General features: G+C 63.0%; 17 protein-coding genes and 1 tRNA gene. 5 read left to right on the top strand and 13 right to left on the bottom strand.

Annotation, left to right across the window (positions count from 1 at the left end; genetic code table 11):
* Positions 1-45 precede the first annotated feature (45 nt).
* The 11 genes from OGI63_RS00750 to ftsY all read right to left on the bottom strand — a co-directional run bounded on the left by OGI63_RS00750 (position 46) and on the right by ftsY (position 13,834).
* Positions 46-1,083, bottom strand: a complete 1,038-nt coding sequence (locus OGI63_RS00750) for a glycerophosphodiester phosphodiesterase family protein (RefSeq protein WP_004218504.1) — start codon at positions 1,081-1,083, stop codon at positions 46-48.
* A gap of 110 nt (positions 1,084-1,193) precedes the next feature.
* On the bottom strand, positions 1,194-3,344 hold the full coding sequence (locus tag OGI63_RS00745) for an ABC1 kinase family protein (RefSeq protein WP_004218503.1): 2,151 nt from the start codon (positions 3,342-3,344) through the stop codon (positions 1,194-1,196).
* Positions 3,345-3,452: 108 nt separating this feature from the next.
* Positions 3,453-3,800: a phasin family protein gene (locus OGI63_RS00740; protein WP_004218502.1), complete on the bottom strand. Its 348-nt coding sequence runs from the start codon at positions 3,798-3,800 to the stop codon at positions 3,453-3,455.
* Between the two features lie 107 nt (positions 3,801-3,907).
* Positions 3,908-4,657, bottom strand: a complete 750-nt coding sequence (locus tag OGI63_RS00735) for a type 1 glutamine amidotransferase (RefSeq protein ID WP_004218501.1) — start codon at positions 4,655-4,657, stop codon at positions 3,908-3,910.
* Positions 4,658-4,725: 68 nt separating this feature from the next.
* Entirely contained in the window at positions 4,726-6,234 is a 1,509-nt protein-coding gene (locus OGI63_RS00730) for a Mur ligase family protein (protein ID WP_004218500.1), read from the bottom strand.
* Between the two features lie 96 nt (positions 6,235-6,330).
* Positions 6,331-7,710 carry a replicative DNA helicase gene (dnaB, locus tag OGI63_RS00725; RefSeq protein WP_004218499.1) on the bottom strand — a complete coding sequence of 460 codons (1,380 nt, stop codon included), beginning with the start codon at positions 7,708-7,710 and terminating at the stop codon, positions 6,331-6,333.
* 58 nt (positions 7,711-7,768) lie between these two features.
* Positions 7,769-8,041, bottom strand: a complete 273-nt coding sequence (locus OGI63_RS00720) for a helix-turn-helix transcriptional regulator (protein WP_004218498.1) — start codon at positions 8,039-8,041, stop codon at positions 7,769-7,771.
* Positions 8,042-8,401: 360 nt separating this feature from the next.
* Positions 8,402-10,228, bottom strand: a complete 1,827-nt coding sequence (locus tag OGI63_RS00715; RefSeq protein ID WP_004218497.1) for a nucleotidyltransferase domain-containing protein — start codon at positions 10,226-10,228, stop codon at positions 8,402-8,404.
* Between the two features lie 310 nt (positions 10,229-10,538).
* On the bottom strand, positions 10,539-10,877 hold the full coding sequence (locus OGI63_RS00710; RefSeq protein WP_004218496.1) for a P-II family nitrogen regulator: 339 nt from the start codon (positions 10,875-10,877) through the stop codon (positions 10,539-10,541).
* A 1-nt stretch (position 10,878) separates the two neighbouring features.
* Positions 10,879-12,174 carry an ammonium transporter gene (locus OGI63_RS00705; protein WP_004218495.1) on the bottom strand — a complete coding sequence of 432 codons (1,296 nt, stop codon included), beginning with the start codon at positions 12,172-12,174 and terminating at the stop codon, positions 10,879-10,881.
* 259 nt (positions 12,175-12,433) lie between these two features.
* Entirely contained in the window at positions 12,434-13,834 is a 1,401-nt protein-coding gene (gene ftsY / locus OGI63_RS00700) for a signal recognition particle-docking protein FtsY (protein WP_004218494.1), read from the bottom strand.
* A gap of 126 nt (positions 13,835-13,960) precedes the next feature.
* Here ftsY and OGI63_RS00695 point away from each other — a divergent pair, with 126 nt between their 5' ends.
* Positions 13,961-14,674 carry a TetR/AcrR family transcriptional regulator gene (locus OGI63_RS00695; protein ID WP_004218493.1) on the top strand — a complete coding sequence of 238 codons (714 nt, stop codon included), beginning with the start codon at positions 13,961-13,963 and terminating at the stop codon, positions 14,672-14,674.
* Positions 14,675-14,859: 185 nt separating this feature from the next.
* On the opposite strand, the gene OGI63_RS00690 is transcribed toward OGI63_RS00695, so the two are convergent.
* The gene (locus OGI63_RS00690) at positions 14,860-16,428 is read right to left on the bottom strand and encodes a C69 family dipeptidase (RefSeq protein ID WP_004268977.1); all 1,569 of its coding nucleotides are present in this window, start codon (positions 16,426-16,428) and stop codon (positions 14,860-14,862) included.
* A gap of 96 nt (positions 16,429-16,524) precedes the next feature.
* Here OGI63_RS00690 and OGI63_RS00685 point away from each other — a divergent pair.
* Both OGI63_RS00685 and OGI63_RS00680 read left to right on the top strand, forming a co-directional pair.
* Positions 16,525-16,597, top strand: a tRNA-Lys gene (locus OGI63_RS00685).
* Positions 16,598-16,758: 161 nt separating this feature from the next.
* Positions 16,759-17,469, top strand: a complete 711-nt coding sequence (locus tag OGI63_RS00680) for a hypothetical protein (protein WP_004218491.1) — start codon at positions 16,759-16,761, stop codon at positions 17,467-17,469.
* Positions 17,470-17,648: 179 nt separating this feature from the next.
* Here OGI63_RS00680 and OGI63_RS00675 read toward each other — a convergent pair whose 3' ends face one another.
* On the bottom strand, positions 17,649-18,404 hold the full coding sequence (locus tag OGI63_RS00675; RefSeq protein WP_012619655.1) for a hypothetical protein: 756 nt from the start codon (positions 18,402-18,404) through the stop codon (positions 17,649-17,651).
* Between the two features lie 147 nt (positions 18,405-18,551).
* On the opposite strand from OGI63_RS00675, the gene OGI63_RS00670 reads away from it, so the two are divergent.
* Both OGI63_RS00670 and OGI63_RS00665 read left to right on the top strand, forming a co-directional pair.
* A complete protein-coding gene (locus tag OGI63_RS00670; RefSeq protein WP_004218488.1) occupies positions 18,552-19,433 on the top strand; it encodes a patatin family protein in 882 nt (293 codons plus the stop codon).
* Positions 19,434-19,628: 195 nt separating this feature from the next.
* Positions 19,629-21,212, top strand: a complete 1,584-nt coding sequence (locus OGI63_RS00665; RefSeq protein ID WP_004218486.1) for a metal ABC transporter solute-binding protein, Zn/Mn family — start codon at positions 19,629-19,631, stop codon at positions 21,210-21,212.
* The last annotated feature ends 10 nt before the right edge of the window (positions 21,213-21,222 follow it).

The following is a 21,222-nucleotide window of genomic DNA, read 5'->3' as shown; positions in this document are numbered from 1 at the left end:
GGTACGGTTTTTTGTTGAGGAGTACAGGTCAGAAAACGCTCAGACTCACTGCTTCGGCACGAACGCCTCGAAAATGAAGCGGTCGAAGTACGGCTGCGCGCCCGCGAGCTCGTCGGAGGTGCGCACGGTCCACGCCACGGCCATCGCGCCCATTCTGCGCACGAAGCGCAACATGGCGCCGTTGCCGTTCCGGAAATCGTAGGCCACAAAATCCGGGCGGGAGATCTCGTTGAACATGAGCTTGCCGGCCATCCACAGCACCGGGTTCTTCGTGAACTCCGTGTCTTCGGCGAGCTGGCCGCGGCATACATCGGGGTGCTCGCGCTTGTACCAGTTCATGGCGGCCGGGTTGAACGACTCCACCACATACAGTCCCTGATAGGCGTCGAGCAGGGCGGCCGCGGTCTGCATGAGCTCCTCGTCGCGGTCGTCCCACGTACGGTAGTTCTCGAATTTGAATTCGACGATGATCGGCACGCGGCCGTCCACCACGCGCAGCACATCCTCGAGCAGCGGCACATGCTGGTAATACCCGGCCGGCGCCTGCGACGGCGTGGTCACAAGCGGCGGATTCTCGGTGGCGCCGGGCAGCAGCGGGGAGACCTCGGCACCGGGAGCCGCCGTGGGGAACAGCGGGATGCGCACAAGCTCGTCGTAGGTGAGGTCGCGAATATTTCGCGGATCTCCCGCCACACGCAGCAGATCGGGGTCATGGCATACGACCGCTTTGTTGTCGAGCGTCAGCTGCACGTCGAGTTCGATGCCATACCCCGCCTCGGCCGCCGCTGCAAACGCGGCCAGTGAGTTCTCAGGTGCCAGCGGGCCGGGCTCGTCGATGGAGCCGTACCCGGCGCGCAATGCCATGCGACGCGCGAGCGCGATGTACTCGCCGCTTTCGCCGGCATGCTGTTGCGAGAGACCGGATCCGGCGTCGTGCAGACCGCGGTGCGCATACAGCACATCCGGCAGCGTGGGCACGAAGTTCTTCCGTTTGTTGTTGAAAGTGCGCGGGGCCACCGCCCACACGCCCAATCCCGCGGCCACTGCGCCGCCAATCAGCGCTTTCTTCAATGCATTGGCCATATTGCCCTCCCTAAACTCGAAAGCACGTCACTATGCACGAGATTACCCGAATCCGCGCACGCGCGCAGCCTACGCGCTCAGCTATGCAGCGCGCGCCACCCTCTGTGCTGCTACTTGCGCGCCTTGTGTTTCGCCGCGTGCCGTTTGATTAGAATGTCGATCACGATCCAGACCGACAGCACGAACGCCGCCACGTACCCGAGGAACCCGACCACCGGTATGCCGAAGATGATCGGCTTCATGCCGGCGAAATACACGATCGAGGAGCCAATGAACAGGCCGACCACAATGAGCGCCATCGTGAGACGGTTCACCATGTCGCTCATCTGGCTGAGCGGCTCCTCGGAGCCCACGAGCTCGAGATTCATCTTGAGTTCGCCGCGCGTGAGCATGTGCAGGGCGGTCTGCGCGTCCACGATGCCCTTAAGCCCGCTGTGCAGCGCCTGCTCGCTCTCTATGCCGAGTCTCTTCACCTCGGATTTCACCATCTCCACCGGCGTTTTCGACGATTCGATGTGCTGGGAGATGATCTCGATCATGTTGACGTTCGGAATGAACTCGTCGAGCAGACCCTCCAACGTCACGAGCGCGCGCCCCACCGTGGTCACCGAGCTGGGGATCTCTATGCCGTGCCGGCGCGCCATCTGCGTGAGCGAGGTGATGAACGCCGCCAGATCGAGGTCGGCGAGGTCCACGGTGCCGAACTCCTCCACAATGCCGTCGAGATCGCCGAGCAGCGACGGGTAGTCCGCCCGCTCCACATCGGTGCCGGCGAAGCGGAGCAGCGCGTCGGCGAGATCCGCTGAGTTCTGCTTGGCCACGGCGAACAGCATCTGTTTGAGCGCCACGCGGGTGCGCGCGTCGAGTCTGCCGGTCATGCCGAGGTCGAGCAGAATAATCTTGCCGCCGCGAATCTCGATGTTGCCGGGGTGGGGGTCGGCGTGGAAGAAGCCGGCGTCGAGAATCTGCGCGGCGTAGTTGTCGACGAGCTTGGTGCCGATCTCGTTGAGCGAGTAGCCGTCGTCGATCAGCTCGCGCGTATGCGAGATCGGTATGCCGTCGATGTATTGCATGACGAGCACGTGCTCGGTGCACAGGTCAGTGAACGGCGTCGGGCAGTCCATGTACGCATAGTGCGAGCAGAACCGTTTGAATTCGGCCAGATTACGCGCCTCGTTGAGGAAGTTCGTCTCCTCGTCGAAGGTCTCCCACAGCTCCTCCACCACGCCGCGGAAGTCGACCACCTGCGAGCTGTGCATGATTTTCGTGGCGCCCTTGGCGAGCGAGCGCATGATCGAGACGTCCTGCGCCATTGTTTCGCGCACGCCCGGCCGCTGCACCTTCACGGCCACGTCCTCGCCGGTTTTCAGTGTCGCACGGTGCACCTGCGCGAGCGATGCGGAACCGAGCGGCGTAGTGTCGATGTGCTCGAAGATCTCGTCGATGGGCCGCTGGTATTCGTTCTCCAGTGTTCCGAGCACAATCGCGTACGGCATCGGGTCGGCGTCCGCGCGCAGTTTGGAAAGCTCGGCGCAGAACGACTCGGGCAGAATCTCCGACCGCATCGACAGAATCTGACCGACCTTCACGAAGGTGGGCCCGAGCGCTTCGAACATGAGGCGCATCTTGACCGGCGTGAGGCCGTGCAGCGCGTCGTATTCGAGCGCGATCTTGCCGATCTGCTTGAGGCGTTTCGCCTTGCTCATGCGCGTCAGGTGGTATTCGCTCGAGAAATTGCGCTTATGCATGCCGAACAGACCGATCGTCTCCTCGACCTGCGGCTGCTGCCTGCGCGCGATGCTCGCCGGGATGTCGTGGGTGTGCGCGTCCGCCGGGCGTTCGGACTGCGCAGATTGCGGCGCTGGCGTTTCCGGCTGTGCCGCGGTTTCGCTCGCCTCACCGCCGGACTGCTCGGCTTCCTCGCGCTGCAGATTGTGTTCGATGGTGGCGCCTTGCTCGTCCACTTCATCGCCAAGATGCAGGATCTTCTCGGATTCGGCGGTCTCCACCGTCGCCCGCAATGCGTCGTCGGTCGGATTGTCGAAAGCCGGGCCGTCGCTGTGTGCCTCCTGGTTCTCCAAACGGTTGCTCAGGTCAATGAGCTCGGAGGTCTCGCGCTTCTCCTCGTGTTCGAGATGGCGTGCCTCGCAGGCGTCCTTGCGCTGCTGCCTGCGCTGCCCGGCCTCCTCGCGTCGCACGTCACGCCTGAGCTCATGCGCCTCGGTTTCTCGCTTGGACTTGTCGCTGTTCTTGTCGCTCATATAAGAATCCTACCCAGTCGGGAGGCCGGCGTCGCCGGCGCATACGGGTGAACATACACGCGTGCGCCGCCTGAATCCAGACGGCGCACGCGTAGGGGAATCACAGAATCACTGCTCGTCGGACTTCTTCTCGGTGGCCTTCTTAATCGTCTGCTCGGCCTGGTCGCTCAGACCTGCGGCCGCATTGCGAACGGTGTTGGAGGCGTCTGCGAGCTTCTCTTTGAGCGAGTCGGACTTCTCGCCGGCCTTGTGGGCGAGTTCGGAGTTGAGCTTCTTGCCCTGCTCCACGGTGAGCTCACCGCGCTTGACGAGGTCGTTCACGAGCTCCTGACCCTTCTCGGCAGTAGCTGCAATGGCGCCCACGCCCGCAAGGAACACCTTGCGCAGGCCTTCGCCGAAGTCCGGCATGGCGGAGTTGGTCTTGTTCTCGGTTTCGTTCTTGGTTTCGTCAGTCATAGTGCCCTCCTGGGTGTGTGTTGAAGCTGGTACGCTCAACTCTACACGCCCGCAAACGCAGACGGTCACGCCGTGGGTTTTTTACCCGAGAGCACAGATTCTCACACTCACCGGGGCCGTGTAGCCGCCGCCTCGCGCGCGTGCGCCGCGTATTCGTCGATCCGCGCGAGCTCGGCACGCTGGGCGTCGGTCTGCTCGGGGTCGAATGCGCCGTAGCGGCGTTCGACCGCCGTGCGGATCATGAAATCAGTGATTTTCGGGTTCTTCGGCAGCAGCGAGCCGTGCATGTAGGTGCCGATTACATTGTGCACGCGCGCGCCTTCGGTGTGGTCCTCGCCGTTGTTGCCCGTGCCGTCGCCGTCCACCGTGCCGAGCGGCTGCACGCCCTCGCGCAGGAAGGTCTGCCCGGAGTGGTTCTCATAGCCAAGCACATCGCCGAACTGTGCGCTGTGCTCGACGAGATTGCCTATCATGCGCACGTCACGACCCACCGTGTAGGCGCGAATGATCGAGATGCCCTCAAGTTTCGTGCCGTCGATCGTTTCGAAATACTCGCCGAACAGCTGGTAGAGCCCGCAGATCATGAGCATCGGCACGCCGTGCTCCGCGAGGTCGCGCAATCTGTCGGCACGGCGGAAGAGGTCTTCGATGATCTTCTTCTGACCGGTGTCCTGGCCGCCGCCACCCAGAATGATGTCGGCATGCTCAGGCCACGGGTCGTTCTGGTTCACGGCATGCACATGCGGCTCGTACCCGTACAGTGCGAGCCTGCGCTCCACGGCGAGCACATTGCCGCTGTCGCCGTATATATTCATGTCTTTCGGGTAGAGCGACACCACGTCGATTGCTTTGCTCATTCCGGCTCCTCCCCTACTCCTGTCTTGTATTTGCCCAATCGGAAAATCTGCTGTGCTGAATCCGCTACCTACTTGCCCACGCCGGCGTCCGCCACGTCGGCCACGGTGGCGAGCTCGGCACGAATGGCGAGCATGGCCGTGTACGTGCAGTAGATGTGTTTTGGCGTGCCCGGATTCGCGTTGACGAACTCGCGCACGGCAGCGTTGAGGTCGGGTTCGACCCTCGCCACCGGCACCTGGTCGTATTCCAAACGCAATGCCATGTCCCACGCGCGCACGCCGGACACCATCGCGACGCCGGTGGGCCGCAGACTCGTGAAATCGACGTCCCACAGCCAGCTCATGTCACGGCCGTCGGCGTACTGGTCGTTGATCGCAATCATCGTGTCGGCGCTTTCAGGCGGGAACGAGGCGAGCGCCAGGCGGAAGCCCATCGGGTTCTTGACGAGCAGCAGCTCCACTGGGGAACCGTTCACGTCGATCACCTCGCCGCGGCCGAATGCCGGCGTCACGTCGGCGAGCGCGGCGAACAGCGCGTCGGTGTCGGCGTCGGCGAATGTGTGAGCGCGCGCGGTGAATGCGCGGGCGCGGGCAGAATCTGCACGCCCCAATTGGGCGGCCGCGTACCCCACCGCGTTCGGCTTGCGCAGGTCAGCCTGCACGGCGCGCACCACGGCGAGCGCAGCGGCCGCATTGAACAGATTGTAGACGCCTTCCAGCTTGACGTCGGACTCGTATTCACGCCCGTCGATCACCATCTGCGCATGGTGGTCGCCCACCTTGGTGAGCATGACGTCGGCGTGCAGCTCGTGCGCGGTGCCGACATCGTGCGCGACGTCGACGATCTGCGCATCCGCAGCTTCGGGAGCCTGCGCCGAGTCTGCGGACTGCACCTGGAACGTGGTGGTCATATCGTCGTCGGCGGGGAAATAATGGCGCAGGCCTTCGGCCAAGCCGAAGTAGCGGGTGCGCACGCCGTCCTTCACCACGTCGCGCAGGCGTGCGATGCGCGGGTCCTCTCGGTTGAGCACCACGGTACCGCGCGTCGCCGCGGCAACATGGCCAAGAAGCCGAGCGGTGTTGTCGATCTCGCCGAAACGGTCGAGCTGGTCGCGCATCACATTGAGCAGCAGCGCATAGCGTGGCTGCACCTGCTCCACGAAGTGCACGGCGTAGGCCTCGTCGAGTTCGAGCACGGCGATGTCGGCGTCCAAGCGGCCGTTCAGCGGCACTTCGGTGAGGATCGACGAGACGACGCCACGCGTGAAGTTGGAGCCGGTCGGGTTCGTGAACACCTTGAGACCCAGCGATTCAAGCATCGTGGCGACCATGCGGGTGGTGGTGGTCTTGCCGTTCGTACCGGAGACGAGCACCACGCCGAGCGGCAATGTGCTCAGCGTGCGGCTCAGGAACGTGGGGTCGAACCGTTCCACCACCTTGCCGGGGAACGCGCTGCCGCCGTGATGGAGCAGGCGCGAGGCCCAGCGCACGGATTTGCCCACGAACGGGGTCGCAAAGCCATACCAGGGTGCGTGCGTGCGCACCGGGTTCGCATTGGAGGTGCCGGAATCTGCCATATGCCTGCCTCTTGTCAATCGTGTCGTCAATCGTGTTCGCTGTTGTTATGCCAATTCATACTCGCATGCCGCGCCCACCCGTGAGATGCCTCCGCGTCACACCTCGCGGTTCATGTCGCTGAAGCGTGAGTACTGGCCTTGGAACACCAGGCCGAAGGTGCGCGTCGGGCCGTTGCGGTGCTTGGCCATGATGATGTCAGCCTCGCCCGGGCGGTCCTCTTCGTCGTAGAAGTCCGGGCGGTGCACGAGGAACACCACGTCGGCGTCCTGCTCGATGGAGCCGGATTCGCGCAGGTCGGAAAGCTGCGGTTTCTTGTCGTTGCGCATTTCCGGGCCACGGTTGAGCTGGCTCAACGCCACCACCGGCACCTCGAGCTCCTTGGCAAGCAGCTTGAGTGCTCGCGAGAACTCGGAGACCTCCTGCTGGCGGCTTTCCACGGCCTTGCCCGAGGTCATGAGCTGCAGGTAGTCGATCACGACGAGCTTGAGGTCGTTCGTCTGCTTGAGCCGGCGGCATTTCGCGCGGATCTCCATGAGGCTCATGTTCGGCGAATCGTCTATGAACAGCGGGGCGTCCTGAAGCCTCGCATAGAAGTTGTTGAGCGTGTTCCAGCGGTTCGGGTCAATGTCGTCGGCATTGCGCAAGGCGGCCAGCGGCACGCCCGTCTCCGCCGAGATGATGCGCTGCGCAAGTTCGACCTTGCTCATTTCCAAGCTGAACAGAATGGTCGTGTCGTGGTGGTGAATGGCGGCGGAGCGCGCGAAATCCACACCGAGCGTGGACTTGCCCATGGCCGGGCGGCCGGCGACCACCACCATCTGGCCCGGCTGCAGGCCCTTGGTCACCTCGTCGATCTCCTGGAAGCCGGTGGGCACGCCCGCCTGGAGCTCACCTTTCTGAATGCTGTCGATCTGGTCGAGCGCATCGTGCACGGCGGCCTGCACGGGGGCGTAGTCCTGGCGCACGCGGCCGGTGCTCATCTCGTACACCTCGGCCTGCGCCATGTTGATCACATCCTGCGCCTGCGAGCCTTCGGCGTCATAGCCGAGCTGCGCGATCTTTGTACCCGAGGCGATCACGCGGCGCAACAGCGCGCGCTGGTGCACAATCTCCGCATAATACGAGGCGTTCGCAGCCGTGGGCACGGAGGCGATGAGCGAATGCAGGTAGTCGATGCCACCGACCTTGTCGAGGTCTCCGGAGTCGCTCAGCCTGTTGGCCACGGTGACGGCGTCCGCGGGCTCGGATGCGGAGAACTTGCCAATGATCGCCTCGTAGATCGTCTGGTGCTTCGGCTCATAGAAGTCATCCACCGAAACGATCTGCGAAACCTCGCCAATGGCGTCCTTGCTCATGAGCATACCGCCAAGCGTCGCCATCTCGGCGTTGTCGTCGTGCGGGGGGACGCGGTCGAAGAGACCAGCGGCATTGGCGCTGGTGTCGGTGCGAGTGTTGTTGTGGAATCCGTCAGCCATAGCTCTCGATTATAAGGGGGCATGCAATGTACTGAGTACGCGCGGTGTCGCATGCCATTCAGCTGATGGACACCCGCACCTGCTTGCCCATGGCTCGGGCCAAGCGCGACAGTGTCTTCATGGAGGGATTGAGTTTACCCCGCTCTATCCTGTTGATGGTCACTCTGCTCACGCCGCTGCGCTCGGCCAGTTGCTCCTGGGTGAGCCTCGCCTCCTCCCGGGCCCGCGATACGGCGACCGCCGCATTCAAACGCTCTATTTCGGCCTCGAACACCGTCGCGAATTCGGGATCGTCCATCTGTTCATCAAGCATGCTGTTGAAGCTGCGCATAAACTCCTCACTCTCCTTTCTGTGCGAGTAATCTGTAGATTCTCATGGCACGATCTATCTCGCCATGAGGCGTCCTCATATACTTCGAACACTATCCTTTCCATCAATAGAATGTAGCATATATGCTACATTCATGCAATCCGGGTCCTTACTACCAATGATTGCAGATGCAGGCGCATGCGCAGAAATCGATGAATGACAAGGTGAAGAGTGGGCGCGGGCGCCATAGATAAAATCACCTGTGGATAACTGTGGGAGAATCCTCGAGTTATCCACATGATGGGGATAACCCTGTGGATAACCTGTGCAGTTATCCACACGACCATGTTCCCGTTGTGGATAATCACAGTGGCGAAACGCTCACATGGAGGCACGCGCCAGCGCGGCCATCTGCGTCACCAGACGCGCGCGCCATTTGCTCCACCCCACCGTGTTCGAGATCGTCTCGCCGGCGGTGGCGCCCAGCGACGACATGTCAGCCTTCGTCAGCGCGAACAGCATGTCGAGCAGCTGGGGGTCGCCGTCCACCAGCGACGCCAGTTCGGCGCCCACCTCCGGGTCGTTCGGGTTGCGCGAGCTGGCGAAATCCGAGAGTGTCAGGTGTTCGCGCACGAGCAGGCGCACCCAATCCACCATCTGATCGTCGAATCCCATGCGCCGCACAATCACCGCAGCGTGGCGCGCGCCCTCCGCCGCATGATCGGCTACGCCCGGCCGCTTGCCTATGTCGTGCAGAATCCCCGCGAGCAGCAACGCCGTGTAGTGGACGTCATCGAAGGCGCCGCCGTTGACTGGCCGCTCACGCCCCAGTTGCGCGGTCACTGCGAGCATATGCCGGTCGATCGTGTAGCGATGCGCCGCGGAGACGCTCGGCCGGTTGCGAATCGCGTCCCATTCGGGCATCAGTCTGCCCGGAATGCCCACGAAATCGAGCTCCTCCCACACCTGCGGCAACCGCTCGCCACTCGCCAGCAATTCCACGAACAGCCGGCGCATCTCGTCACTCCACGCCTTGTCGTGAATCGGCGCACGTTTGAGATTCACCAACGTGGACGTATTGATCGGCAGACCCTCACGCCCGGCGGCCGCGGCCACGCGCAGCGGCAGCGCGGGGTCGGCGAGCGGGTCCGCCTGTGGGGCGAGCACGATCTCCTGCTCGTGTTTGGCAACGCCCGGCGCGAGCATCTCGAATTTCGGCGCCTCGCGCTTGCCGCCGGCGCGCGGTGAGAGAATCTGGAAGAACGAGAACCGCGGCTTGTCGTGCACGAGCGTGCGTTGCGCGCGTGAGGCGGTCGAATCGAGCGCGAACGCGATTGTGCGGCTCAGACTCGCGAGCAGCGTCTGCAGGTCGTCAATCGACTTCGCCTCACGCTCCCCCTCCGGCAGCGTGGGATCGGTGAGACCGAGCATCGCGGCGACCTCGGCCTGGTATTGCGTGAGCAATCTGTCCGCGTCTTTGCGCGTGATCAAATGGATTGCATCGCGCACGTCGAGCAGACGTTCCACCGCGTCGTCATAGCGGCCGTGCGGGCGGTCGGCGAGCCAGGAGGCGGCGAGCGCGGAGAGGAGCACCGTGTCGCGCAGACCGCCGCGCGACTCCTTGATGTCGGGCTGGTTCACATACGACATTCTGTCGAAGCGCTCGTTGCGCACGTTTGCAGATTCCAGCAGTTCGGGCAGCCGTTTGCGCGCCGCCTTGCGCCACCGTTCGAGGATCGCCGTGGCCGTGGTCTCGATCAGGTGCCGGTCGCCGGCGATCGGGTTCACGTTGAGCCAGCCCATCGCAGCGGGCAGATCGTGGTCGGTCACCGATTCGCATCGGCTCACCGTGCGCACCGAATGGTCGAGGTCGAGCCCGCTGTCCCAGATCGGATACCACAGCTTGTTTGCGAATTCGTTGAGCTGCGTGGTGGAGAGCGCCACATGGTCGGCGGTGATCAGTACGAGGTCGAGGTCGGAGGCGGGGCCGATCTGCCCGCGTGCGAGCGAGCCCACCGCGGCCAGGCCGATGCCGGAGTCGGGAATCTGGAACGGCACGGAGTGCACGGCCTCGTTCCACAATGCCTCAAGCTCGCGCATCGCCAGATTCGTGCGGGCCATGCGCTTGGCGCTGCCATTGCGGTAGACGCCGTCGGCATCCGGCTCGCTCAGCTCGAGGAACTGCTGTTTCAATGTGCTCATCGCCATGTTCTCATCTCTTCTCATTTCGTTGCGCTTGTTGTGCCCTTTGCATGCACACCCTTTTTGCGTAAAAAGTAAAGATACCTTGCGTAAAAAGAGACAGATAGCGCCAAAAATGTCCCAAATTACGCAAAGTAATGACTTGCGTAAAAGGGACAGACTGCAGTCTGAAACTGTCCCCAATTACGCAGGGGAGGAGGGGATGGCGCATAACTTACGCAGGGAGGCCACGCGCGAATATGACAATCCCCGCCGTACACGGGCCGTGCGTGGCGGGGATGTCACTTAGGGTTATCTGGAGAAATCCGTAAAGGCGTCAGATCGCGGCGGAACCGGTCTCGCCGGTGCGCACGCGCACCACCATGTCGAGCGGGGCGACCCAGACCTTGCCGTCGCCGATCGTGCCGGAGCCGGCGGACTTGACGATCACATCGACCAACGTCTCGGCATCGGCATCATCGGAGAGCACTTCCACGCGCACCTTCGGAATGAGGTCCACGGTGTACTCGGCGCCGCGGTAGATCTCGGTGTGACCACGCTGGCGGCCGTAGCCGTTCGCCTCGGAGACGGTGAGACCGTGCACGCCGGCGGAGGCGAGCGCCTCCTTCACATCGTCGAGCTTATGTGGCTGAATGATTGCGGTAATGAGCTTCATCTCACTTCATCTCCCTAATAACAGAGCTGGCGGTACCAGCGAAATCGTAGGCACGTTCGCCCTGATCGGCCAAGTCGATGCCGGCCACTTCCTGGGCCTGCGTGACGCGCCAGCCAATGGTCTTCTCAAGTGCGAAGGCGATGATCGTGGTGATCACCGCGGAGAACGCGATGGCGATGATGGCGATGATCAGCTGCACACCGAGCTGGTTCCACTTGCCGCTGTAGAAGAGGCCAGTGCCTTCCATGAAGAAGCCGAGGAGCACGGTGCCGACGAGACCGCCGACGCCATGGACGCCAACCACGTCGAGCGAATCGTCGTAGCCAAGCTTGAACTTGAGCGAGCAGGCCAGGCAGGTGACCACACCGGCGATGGCGCCGAGCACGATGGCCCAGATCGGCGAGACCACGTCAGCGGCCGGCGTGATGGCGACGAGACCGGCGACGATGCCCGAAGCGGCACCCATTGCGGTGTAGTGGCCGGTGCGAATCTTCTCGGTGAAGCCCCAGGTGAGCATTGCAGCGGCAGCGGCGAGCGAGGTGGAGACCCAGGCATAGCCGGCGACACCGTTGGCGGCGAATGCGGAGCCGGCGTTGAAGCCGAACCAGCCGAACCACAGCAGGAAGGCGCCGAGCATGACGAACGGCACGTTGTGCGGGCGCATCGGTTCGACACCGAAGCCCTTGCGCTTGCCAATGATGAGCACGATGATGAGGGCTGCGACTGCGGCGTTGATATGAACAACGGTACCGCCTGCAAAATCGTGGGCGGCTGCGCCAAGAGCCTGGGAGATCGCGCCATCCGCCGAAAGCAGACCGCCGTTCCACACCATGTGGGCCATTGGGGCGTAGTCGAAGGTGATCCACAGCGCGACGAAGATCATCCACGTGCTGTACTTGACGCGTTCGGCGATGGCACCGCAGATGAGCGCGACGGTGATCATGGCGAATGCGGCCTGGAATGCGACGTCGACGCTGGCCGGGTAGTTGTTGCTGTTGAGGCTGGCGGAGGTGAACACGCCATCCTGTGCAACCATGGTGTCACGAAGCAGGAAGCCGGTGGCCGGGTCGCCGAACACACCGCCGATCGAATTGCCGGCGTAGGCGATGGACCAGCCCCACAGGCCCCAGATGATCATCGTGACGGAAAGCGCTGCGGCCTCCATGATGAGCATGTTGAGCACGGCCTTGGCACGGACCATGCCACCATAGAACAGCGCCACGCCAGGCGTCATAAGAAACACCAGGCAGGCGCTCGTCAATATCCACGCGGCGTTGCCGGAATCAAGCTGACTCATGCGAACACCCCTCTCTTTTCTATACTTTCCATCCGCCTCTACAACGGATAACTCTCTTTCGCGGCTCCGCTCGGCGAGGGGCCTACGGAACCCACATGTGCTATGGAACCCCCGCCGAGTTTTGAGAACGTTACGACGCGTTACGAGAGTGTAACCATATGAGCCCATTCCGCATTTGTGGTTGCATTGCATAACGGAAACCGCCGCCGGCATTGCCAGAATGCCAGCGGCGGTTGAGCGAAAGGCGCGCGAACTCAGATCACTCGCCCAGAATGCCGTCCACGAACGACTCCGGGTCGAAGGGCGCCAGATCGTCGGGCCCCTCGCCCACGCCGACGAGCTTGACCGGCACGCCGAGCTCCTTCTGCACCGAGATGACAATGCCGCCCTTCGCCGAACCGTCGAGCTTCGTGAGTACGACGCCAGTGATGCCGATCGCCTCGGCGAACACCTTCGCCTGCGCCATGCCGTTCTGCCCGGTGGTCGCGTCGAGCACGAGCAGCACCTCGTCCACCGGCAGGTTCTTCTCGGCCACGCGGCGGATCTTGCCCAGCTCGTCCATCAGATTGGCCTTGTTCTGCAGGCGTCCCGCGGTGTCGATGATGAGCACGTCGGTGCCGAGTTCCTTCGCCTTCGCACTCGCTTCGAACGCCACCGACGCCGGGTCCGCGCCCTCGCGGTCGGAGCGCACGACCGGCACGTCCACCTTCGCGCCCCACGTCTCGAGCTGATCGGCGGCGGCGGCGCGGAACGTGTCGGCAGCACCGAGCAGCACGGTCTTGTCTTCGGAGACGAACAGACGCGCGAGCTTGCCCGCCGTGGTCGTCTTGCCGGTGCCGTTGACGCCCACCATGATGATGACGCTCGGCTTCTTCGCATCCGGCTTCTCGGCCTCCAGCGTGCGATCCATGTCTGGCCCCACCAGCGCGAGCAGCTCGGAGCGCAGCGCGTCGCGCAGCTGTCGCGGATCACTCTCACCGGTCACGCGCGCGTCGGTGCGTAGCTTGTCCACGAGCTCCTCGCTCGCCTCGGCGCCCACGTCGGCAAGCAGCAACGTGTCTTCGACGTCCTCCCAGTCCGCCTCCGACAGCTGGTCTTTCGCGAGAATGTTGAACAGGGCCTTGCCGAACGGGTTGCTCGACTTGCTCAGCCGTTCGCGCAGCCGCTGCAGTCGGCTCTTCTTGCCGGCCGGCTTCTCGATCTGCTCGGCCGGCGGCGTCGGCACCTCGTCGACCACGGCGAGGTCTTCGACCACAGATTCCGCCTGTGCAGACTCCTCGCCCGGCACCTCCTCCGCCGCGGCGAGCTTCGGCGGTGTCTGGGACAGCCGCTCACGCTCCTGCGCCTCGAGTTCGGCGCGTGAAATCGCCGGCTCCTCGGCCTCGATCTTCTCCTCGTTGGTCGGCTCCGCTGGTTTGCCGCCGGAAGATTGCCGCGCCCCGCTTTCCGCGGGCTCCTTCGCCTGTTCGTGTGCCTCGCGCTCCTCCTGCTCGGCCTGCGCGCGTTCTGCGGCCAGGCGCGCGTCGGCGGCCGCCTTCGCGTGCTCGGTCGACTTGTTGATCGCGTTGCGGCGCGAGCGGCCGATGAGCCAGCTGCCGATAATCAGCGCGACGGCGATGACCGCGATGATCACAATGGCGTAAATCGTGTTTGTATCCATAACCCCAGCGTAAAAAGCGCAACGGACAGTGCCGCGAATCCGCGCGAATCTGAAATCTGTTGGAAAACCAAGCGTGTCGCAGTATATATATATGCAGATTTCCAGCGCGCGTGAAAAGATGGGCACATGGCCAATGCTTCGAGAATGTCTTCATACCAACGTCGTGAACAGCTACTGCGCATAGGGCGTTCGCTGTTCGCCGCCAAGGGGTTCGAAGCGGTGAGCGTGGAGGAGATCGCGGCAACCGCAAAAGTGAGCAAGCCAATCGTCTACGAGCATTTCGGCGGCAAGGAGGGCCTGTACGCGGTGGTGGTCGACCGCGAGATGCGCGCACTCAACGACACATTGGTGGCCGCGCTATCGGCACAGGACGTGCATCCGCGGCAGATCGTGGAGCGCACGGCGCTCGCATTGCTCACCTATATAGAGGAGAACGCCGAGGGATTCCAGGTGCTTGTGCGCGATTCGCCAAGCACCGACCCATCGAGCTCGTTCTCGTCGCTGCTGGGCGATGTGTCGATGCGCGTCGGCGAGATCTTGAGCGAATGGTTCAAGAAGCAGAAGCTCCCCACGAAAGGCGTGCCGTATTACGCACAGATGCTCGTGGGCATGACGGTGTTCACCGGGCAGTATTGGGCCGACCAGCGCAAAGTGAGCAAGGAGCAGCTCGCCGCGCTCATTGTGAACCTCGCATGGAACGGCCTGTCACGCATGAAGGCGAAGCCGGAACTGCGCTTCGAGGGCGAGAAGGCGAAGAAGGCGGCGCAGCGAGCCGCGGAGAATGACGGTACGGAGGAAACGCGCACCGAATCCCCCTCTGCGCCAGCCCCTTCTGCGTAAAAAGAGACAGAAAGCAGCCCAGCGATGTCCCCAATTACGCAAACCGGCCCTTTCTGCGTAAAAAGAGACGGAAAATACCGTGCAAATGTCCCAAATTACGCAGAGGGCTGCACTAAGAGAACTGCACTCATGCAGAGGAATTGCGTAGCGGCCGCGCCTATTACGCAACGGCCTGCGGCCTGCACTCAGCTCATCCAGTGGTCACTCATCTTGAACGCGTTGTGCATGAGATTGCTCGTCGTGTAGAGCACCTGATTGAGCAACGTCTGCGTGCGCATCTGCAACCAATCTGCCATCGCCTTGTTCGCCGTCTCAAGCTCCAGACGCACCGCCTTGAGCCCCTCGTGCGCGGAGTCGCTCGCCAGCGCGTCGGCATCGGCGCGAATCGAGGCGTCGGTGTCCGCGACAAGCCGGTGGCCATGCGCCTGCACATCTTCGATGTACTGTTCGATCTCGCCGTCCGTGTCATAGTAATGCGCGTCGGCCATCACCGCGAGTATGCGGTTCGTCCAGTACAGCGAGTTCGTTGACGCATTCTCGCCGTCGGTGTCGCGCAGGTAGGCCGGCGTATCGGTCACATTCGCGTAGAAGGGCGCGGGCGTGGTGAACGCGCCGGAACCGTATGAGACCCACATGATCGAACGATAGGCGGCGGGCGCGTACGGGCGAATCTGCATGCAGACCATCTGCCCGGTGCGGTTCACGCCAATCGGACGGTAGCGGTGCCGGGATTCCGCCGTGCCGGTCGTGCCGTACGGGTCGAACGGCGTGCCCTGGAAATGCGAGCCCATCAGGAACGCGACGTCCTCTATGGTCACTTTGCTCTCCGGTTCGCGCGCCCACGGCATGTCCTGCGAATCCGGGCGGTATTGCGCGGCCGGCGAATCCCAGTCGTCGCTCGGGTTGAGATGCCGCTGCATGTACCAGGCACGCGGGGTGTTGTAGATCGCGTCCTTCGGCGTCGCCGTGCCGAACACCGTGCGCGGATTGATATGCTGCGCGGTGTGGTTTGCGAACTCGGGGTCGGGCATGGCGCGGTCGAGATGGTTCGCCTCGATGAAATCGGCCAGATCGGCGCTGCACATATTGTTGCGGCATTCGCTCATCGCGTCGTCGATGTCGAGCAAATCTATGCCGAGCTGGTTCGGAATGGCGGCGTAGCAGTCGTCCGGCACGCGGCGCGCAATCCAGTGATGGCCGCCGATCGTCTCCACATACCAGATCTCATCCACATCGCTGGCGATGATCCCGTTCGACTCATAGGTGCCGTAGGTCGCGAGCAGCTCGCCGATGCGCGCGACCGCCTCACGCGCCGTCCTCACATACGGCAGCACGAGCGTGATGATGTCCTCCTCGCCGAAACCGCCGGGCACCTCTTCGCGATAGTCCGCGTCACCGGGTTCGCCATGCGCCGGCACGAGCTTGACGAGCGGATCGGCGGCGAGCACGCGCGAATTCACGGCGATCGTCTCGGTTGCGCTCATCGCCACATTGTGTTCGTTGACGCCCGCTTCGGCGAGCACGCCGCGATTTGGGCGCACGTTCGGCACAATGCTGTACAGGCACGGGTCGCCGGGCAGATCGATCTCCATGTGGCTGATCACACTGCGGTAGTGCCGCGGCTGGTCTTCGGGCCGCACCGCCACGAATTTCTTCGGATCATAGGTGCCGCTGCCCGAGTCATCGTTGCGTGCGATGATCGTGGAGCCGTCGTAACTCGCTGATTTTCCCACCAATAGCGTTGTGCAAGACATAATTACAGACTACTCAGCGCGCCACCCGCTCGCCACGCCGACCGCGCACACCCGCATTTTGCGTTTTCCCGCACCCGTTGTAATATGTGCGGTGTTGCCCCTCTAGCTCAACGGTTAGAGCAGCGTCCTTTTAAGTCGTGGGTTCAGGGTTCGAATCCCTGGGGGGGCACTTTCAATTTCTTCACACGGTTTCCAGTGATCCCCAAGTAATTCGGCAGTCTGTGCCAATCTGTTCCAGAGTTCGTCTCAAACTTCGGCTGCTGTACTGATTCCATACGCAATTCGGTTTGCGAATTTTCTACAGATATCGACACAGATTGGGGAATGAATATGGCACAGCACGACAACACGAACACCGAGATCATCCGGCCGCAGGGCGGTTCGCAAACCCAAGCGGCGGCCGACACTGCGCAGATCGCGCATACCCAAGCGGATGCGCCGACCCAACCACAGGGCTACGCCTTCGACTTCGCGCAGCAGCAGGGCGAGCAGATTCCGCCAAGCCAGGGCTATGCGCCGCAGAACGGCGAGCAGCCCTTCACCACGGCGGCCAACACCGCGCAGCCGAACATGGGCGGCAACGGCGTCCCGAACAATCCGCAGGGCGGTCAGATGCCCATGAATGGCGGCGCACCGGGCAACCGCGGCACGGCGACGTTGCGCGGCAAACCGGGCGGCAAGACCATCGGCATCATCGCGGCGATCAGCCTCGGGTGCGGCCTCGTCGCCGGCATTGCGGGCACGGCGGTCACGAACGCGATCTACCGGTCGAACGAACCGTCGCATTCGAACATGATGATGCGCGGCATAGGCGACCGCGGCTTCGGTGAAGGCGACGGGGACGGCGAGTCTATGCCGGACTTCGGCTCGGGCAACGGCTCGCGGAACCGCCGTTCCTACCGTGCGGACGGCCAGATGCCGGGCATGCAGGATTCAGACGGCGCCAACGGCGAGTCGAACGGCGATGCGCGCAACCGCAGCCAGTCCAACGATTCCGACTCGAACGCCGACTCCGGCAGCTCGGATTCCAGCAAGAACTGAGTCGGAGGCGCCATCTGCGTGCCGCCATCTCAGCCTCACCCTCTCACCTCACCCTCTGCGTAAGGAGGGACAGAAAACACAGTGCAAATGTCCCAAATTACGCAGAGGCGAATCGCAGGGGGCAGATGCAGAGGAGAATCGCAGAGGGGCAGATTAGGCAAGAGAACGATAGAGAACAATCACCAGATCTCGTCGATGTTGTTCACGAGTTTCACCACCGAGGCGCGAATCTCGGGCAACGAGACCGCCTGCGGCGTGCGCAGCCAGAACGTGACGCCCGCGATGAACGCCGTCGCGGCCATGTCGAACACGAGCGCCCGGTTCACCGTCGCAGGCCCCTGCCGCACCGGCAATTCGTTCCGGTTTGTCGCATCGGCATCCGTTCCAGCCGGCAATCCCTCCTGAGATGTTGCCGAACCGCCATTCGACGTACCTGGCGCGGCACCGTCACCCCATTCCGCAACCGCATCAACTGCCGCGGCACCGCCGCGCTCGGTTTCGAACAGCCGGTGCCACACATGGTATTCGAGCGATTGCTTCCACAACGCCACGAACCGCGAACTCGGCTGGCGCACCAACACCAACCGGAACTCGTTCTCATGCGCGTGCAGCACCTTCACGAACGCGTTGAACGAACGCATCGTCTCATCGGTGCCGTCTGCACGCACGCGCATCGGCACTGCGCACTCGAAGAGCTGGCGCAGCAGCCGGTTCTCCACCGATTCATACACCTGCCCCATATGCCGGTAGTTCGCGTAGAACGTGCTGCGCGCCACGAACGCCTTCTTGCACAGCGCAGAAACGCTCAGATCACTGGCCGGGCGGCCGGTCTGCGTCATCCATTCCACCAGCGCGCGTTCTATCGACTGGCGCGTCGGCGTGAGCGGCAGCACCTCGATGTGCGCCGCAGCCGCATACGGATTCACGTCGTTCATAGGCACCAGCATAGGGAATCTCCCATGGGGACTCACGAAAAAAGCAGACATTTCTCGCGAATTTGTAGCGCGCCCTCCGCCATCGCACCTCATTCATCGATTTCAATGGATACAGATCAATGCATACGATCGAGCGCAATCGAGGTGATGGCGGTGCAGCAGACCACGCAGCCGACACGACCCACACGCCGCGAGAAGGTGGGCGTCATCGACGTGGGCGGCGGCCTGCGCAGCGCCTACAGCACCGGCGTGCTCGACTACTGCCTCGACAACGGCATCCATTTCGACTACGGCCTGGGCGTCTCCGCCGGCGCCGCGAACATCACCTCGTACCTCGCGGGCCAGCGCGGCCGCCCGCTGCGGTTCTACACCAAGTACTGCCCACGCCCCGAGTACATGAGTCTGGGCAATTTCCTGCGCGACGGGTCGTATTTGGGTCTTGATTACATTTACGGCACATTGATGAACGAAGACGGCGAGGACCCGCTCGACTACGATGCGCTCGTGGCCGGCGGCGTGCCGTACCGCATCACCGTCACCGATGCGCTCAGCGGCATGCCGAAGTACCTCGGCCCCGAGTCCATGAGCCGCAATCACTACGACGCGCTCAAGGCCACCGCCTGCCTGCCGGTGCTCGACAAACCCTACCCACTGGATGGGCGCCCGTATTTCGACGGCACGATCAGCGACCCGATTCCGTTCCGCCAGGCGTTTGCCGATGGCTGCACGAAACTCGTCGTCATTCTGACGCGGCCGCGCGATTTCTACCGCAATCCCGACAAAGACATCGCCAGCTCGATGATGCTCGCCGTCCGCTACCCCGAGGCGGCACGCGCACTGGCGAACCGCGCGCATACTTACAATGTCGAGCTCAATATGTGCAAGAGACTCGAGGCGCAGGGCAAGGTGCGCATCATCGCGCCGAAGAGCATCGACGGCGTGAGCACGCTCACCAAGGATCCCGACAAGATTCAGAACCTCTACAACCGCGCCTATAACGACGCGACCGCGCTGCGAAACTTCCTGTAATCCCGCGCACATCGCATCTGCGGCGCGCACTCCGCTTGCCATGCCGTATGGGTGATTCCCACCATCTGCTGTCTCATATTTGTGTCCACTATGCAGATTCGATTATTGAGAATCGTTCTCATTTGCTACGCTCGTTATTGAGAACGATTCCCAATAGATGGCATAGAAGACAATGGAGAGGGAACAGAGACGAGCATGACAGAACAATCTACAAACCAACGCTCCGCAACGCATGACGAACCACGACGCCGGCCGATCACCCGTACCGCGATCGCATTCCTCGCCGGCCTTGCGGTGTGCGGACTCGCCGCCAGCACTCTGTCGGGTTGCGGAAACAACGCCGGAGAAAACAGGACCTCGGCCGCAGCCGCACGGCAGACCACCGACAGCTGCGACACCACGATCAACGTCGTGGCGTCGGTGAACCAGTGGGGTTCGCTCGCCCAGCAGCTCGGCGGCTCCTGCGTCAACGTGACCTCGATCATCAATTCCACGGCCGCAGACCCCCATGACCACGAAGCGACACCGGCGGATCTCACGAAGCTCGCACGCGCCGACGTCGTGGTGCTCAACGGCGCCGGCTACGACGGATGGGCCCAGAAGGCGCAGCTCGACGAAGGTCGCCAGCGCATCGTGAAGGCATCGTCGCTCATGGGCATCGCCGACAGTCAGGATGACCACGACCACGAAGAGGGCGAGGGGCACCATCACCATCACGGCACGGTGAACCCGCATCTGTGGTTCAGCCCGGCGGCCGTGCTCAAGATGTCGGAGGCGATCACCTCCGCCTACGTCACGAAGTCCGGTGAAGCGAGCGAGACGGCCGCCACCGCGCGACGCCACTCGAATACCTGGAACGCCGAATACGCCGAATACACGGCGCTCGTCAACCGCGCACGGGCAAAGAACCTGCAGCGCCGCTATGTGGCCACCGAATCGATCATCGGCCACCTGCTCGACTACATCGGCGCCACCGACAAAACCCCGGACTCCTACACGAACGCGATGAACAACGACGCCGAGCCCTCGGCCTCCGACCTCAAGAACGCGCTTGACACGGTGGGGAGTTCGAATGTGGACATGCTCATCGTCAATCCGCAGGAAATGGGTGGATTCGCCAAGAAGCTCGACGCGGCCGCACGCGAAAGCGGCAAGACGATCATCAGCGTCACCGAGCAGCTGCCCGAGAACCACAAGACGCTGCTGGGCTGGCTCACGACGATCACCAACCAAGCGCTGGCCGACGATCCCCAGCACGGCTGGTTCCTCACACAGCAGGTGAAGGACCGCACCATAGCCGACTACGCCGGCCAATGGCGTTCCGTCTACCCGCTGCTCAAGAACGGCAAGCTGCGTGGCGTGATGGAGCACAAGGCAGCCACCGGCGACAAGACCGCAGACGAATACACCGCCTATTACGACGCCGGTTACAAAACCGACACCGAGACCATCACCATAGAGGGCGACCGCATGGCATTCACGACCAACGGGCGCAAGGTGACGGCCACCTACCGCTACGACGGCCATCGCATCCTCGACTATGCGAAGGGCAACCGCGGTGTGCGCTACCTGTTCACCGCCACCGGTGACGTGCCGCAGGGCGCGCCGAAGGCCGTGCAGTTCTCCGACCACGGCATCGCACCTGGCAAGGCCGCGCACTTCCACATCTTCACCGGCGACTCCCACGACGAGGTGATCAAGCAGATGGAGCACTGGCCCACCTACTACCCGGCGTCGATGAGCGACGACGAGATCGTCAAGGAGATGCTCGCCCACTGACGTTCCTGCG

The organism is Bifidobacterium sp. KRGSERBCFTRI (assembly GCF_025908335.1).
Note: the sequence above shows the minus strand (reverse complement) of the source record. Positions and strands in the feature narration are given on the sequence as shown.